Here is a 3,009-nt window from a genome sequence, read left to right as displayed (position 1 = left end):
AAGACCCTCAACGACCCGAACCGGTTCAAGTTCGACGGCGACGGCTACTACCTGAAATCGGCCGCCGAGATGCGCGAGTACTGGGACACCGAGGTCCCCGGCGCCGCCGACTCCACCCTGCTCATCGCCGAACGCGTCCAGTCCTACGAAGACGTCTACACCCACAAGGACCGCATGCCCGTCTTCGAAGTGCCCGAAGGGCACGACGAGGCGTCGTGGCTGCGTGCCGAGGTCGACCGCGGCCTGGCGTGGCGGTTCCCGGAGGGCGCGCCCGAGGGCTACCGCGAGCGGCTCGACATGGAGCTCGAGGTCATCATCGGGAAGGGCTTCCCGGCCTACTTCCTGGTCGTCGCCGACCTCATCAACTACGCCCGCAAGGTCGGCATCCGCGTCGGCCCCGGCCGTGGTTCGGCCGCGGGTTCGCTGGTCGCCTACGTCCTGGGTATCACGAACCTGGACCCGATCCCGCAGAAGCTGCTGTTCGAGCGGTTCCTCAACCCCGAGCGCGTGTCGATGCCCGATATCGACATCGACTTCGACGACCGCCGCCGCGGCGAGATGATCCGCTACGCCACCGAGAAGTACGGCGCGGACAAGGTGGCCCAGGTCATCACCTTCGGCACCATCAAGACCAAGGCGGCGATCAAGGACTCGGCGCGCGTGCACTTCGGCCAGCCGGGTTACGCGATCGCGGACAAGATCTCCAAGGCGCTGCCGCCGCCGATCATGGCGAAGGACATTCCGCTGTCGGGCATCGTGGACCCGCAGCACGAGCGCTACGGCGAGGCGGCCGAGGTCCGCACGCTGATCGAGACCGACGAAGAGGTCTCCACGATCTTCAACACCGCCCGCGGCCTGGAGGGCCTGATCCGCAACGCCGGCGTGCACGCCTGCGCGGTCATCATGTCCAGCGAACCACTGATGGACGCCATCCCGCTCTGGCAGCGCGACGACGGGTCGATCATCACCGGGTGGGACTACCCGTCCTGCGAGGCCATCGGCCTGTTGAAGATGGACTTCCTGGGCCTGCGCAACCTCACCGTCATCGGTGACGCCATCGACAACATCAAGGCCAACCGCGGCATCGACATCGACCTGGACACCCTGGGCGTCGACGACCCGGAGACCTACAAGCTGCTGTCCCGCGGTGACACGCTCGGCGTGTTCCAGCTGGACGGTGGCCCGATGCGGGACCTGCTGCGCCGCATGCAGCCGACGGTGTTCGACGACATCGTCGCGGTCGGCGCGCTGTACCGGCCCGGTCCGATGGGCATGAACGCACACAACGACTACGCCGACCGGAAGAACAACCGGCAGCAGGTCAAGCCGATCCACCCCGAGCTGGAAGAGCCCCTGAAGGAGATCCTGGCCGACACGTACGGCCTGATCGTCTATCAGGAGCAGATCATGCACATCGCGCAGAAGGTCGCCGGCTACTCGATGGGCCGAGCGGATGTGCTGCGCCGCGCGATGGGCAAGAAGAAGAAGGAGGTCCTCGACAAGGAGTTCGAGGGCTTCCACGCCGGGATGAAGGAGAACGGCTTCTCCGACGAGGCCATCCAGGCGCTGTGGGACACGATCCTCCCGTTCGCCGGGTACGCGTTCAACAAGAGCCACGCGGCCGCGTACGGCCTGGTGTCGTACTGGACGGCGTACCTGAAGGCGAACTACACCGCGGAGTACATGGCCGCGCTGCTCACCTCGGTGGGCGACAACAAGGACAAGTCCGCGGTCTACCTCTCCGAGTGCCGCCGCCTCGGCATCAAGGTGCTGCCCCCGGACGTCAACGAATCCGGCCAGCGCTTCGCCGCGGTCGGCGACGACATCCGCTTCGGCATGGGCGCCGTCCGCAACGTCGGCGCCAACGTCGTGGAGTCGATCATCAAGACCCGCCAGGAGAAGGGCAAGTACTCCTCCTTCACCGACTTCCTCGACAAGTCCGAGCTGGTGGCCTGCAACAAGCGGGTCATCGAATCGCTGATCAAGGCCGGCGCCTTCGACAGCCTCGGCAACACGCGCCTGTCGATGATCCAGGTGCACGAGGACGCGGTCGACGCGGTCGTGCCGCTCAAGCGCCAGGAGGCGATGGGCCAGTTCGACCTGTTCGGGGCGTTCGGCGGGGACGGCGACGCGGCCGAGCCCGCACCCTCGTCGTCGCCGCTGGCGCACCTGAAGTTCGGCGACGAGGAGTGGCCGCGCAAACAGCTGCTGGCCTACGAGCGCGAGATGCTGGGCCTGTACGTGTCCGCCCACCCGCTGGACGGCGCCGAACGGATCCTGCGCAAACACGCGCCGCGCCCGATCGCCGCGATCCTGGACAACCCGCCCAAGGAAGGCGAGCTGGTCATCTCCGGCCTGATCACCTCGCTGGAACGCCGGGTCAACAAGAAGGGCGAACCCTGGGCCATCTGCACGGTCGAGGACATGGACGCCTCGCTCGAGGTGCTGTTCTTCCCCAAGTCCTACGCCCTGTTCCAGGCCGACCTCATCGAGGACAACGCCGTCCTGGTCAAAGGCCGCGTCAACTGGCGCGAAGACAAGATGTCCGTCTTCGGCGGCGGCCTGGTACCGCTGGACCTGTCGGAAATCGGCAACGGCGACGACGAGCCCCCGCTCGTGCTGCGCTGCACGGCGGAGCGCCTGGACAAGAGCGTGGTCGGCGAGTTGAAGTCCACGCTGCTCGCCCACCGCGGCGACACCCCCGTCCGCTTGAAGCTGGTAGGCAAACAACGCGAGACGACCTTCGCGCTTTACGACTACCCGGTCAAGGTGAGCTCCATGCTGATGGGTGAACTGAAAGGCATCCCCGGCATCACCGCCGGCACCTAAACAGCAGAACCAACGGACACCCGGCAACGGAACGCACCCACCAGCACAACCCCAACGGAGACCCGGCAACGAAAGCCGACCCCCCCACGAGCCAGCCCCCTCCTGCAACCCGATCCCCAGCCAAATCGGTTGCCGAGCCACCGGGTCAAGGCACGCTTTCCCGCCTTGACGCGGTGTCTC

1 protein-coding gene is annotated in these 3,009 nt (G+C 66.6%); it reads left to right on the top strand.

Annotated features, from left to right (window positions below; translation table 11 throughout):
• A partial coding sequence (gene dnaE, locus ACCP09_RS21475) for a DNA polymerase III subunit alpha (protein ID WP_433749436.1) occupies nucleotides 1-2,829 on the top strand: 2,829 nt, incomplete at its 5' end.
• Nucleotides 2,830-3,009 lie beyond the last annotated feature (180 nt).

Origin of the sequence: Amycolatopsis sp. 3B14 (assembly GCF_050958625.1) — a bacterium.
GTDB lineage: Bacteria > Actinomycetota > Actinomycetes > Mycobacteriales > Pseudonocardiaceae > Amycolatopsis_E > Amycolatopsis_E thermoflava.
Note: the sequence above shows the minus strand (reverse complement) of the source record. Positions and strands in the feature narration are given on the sequence as shown.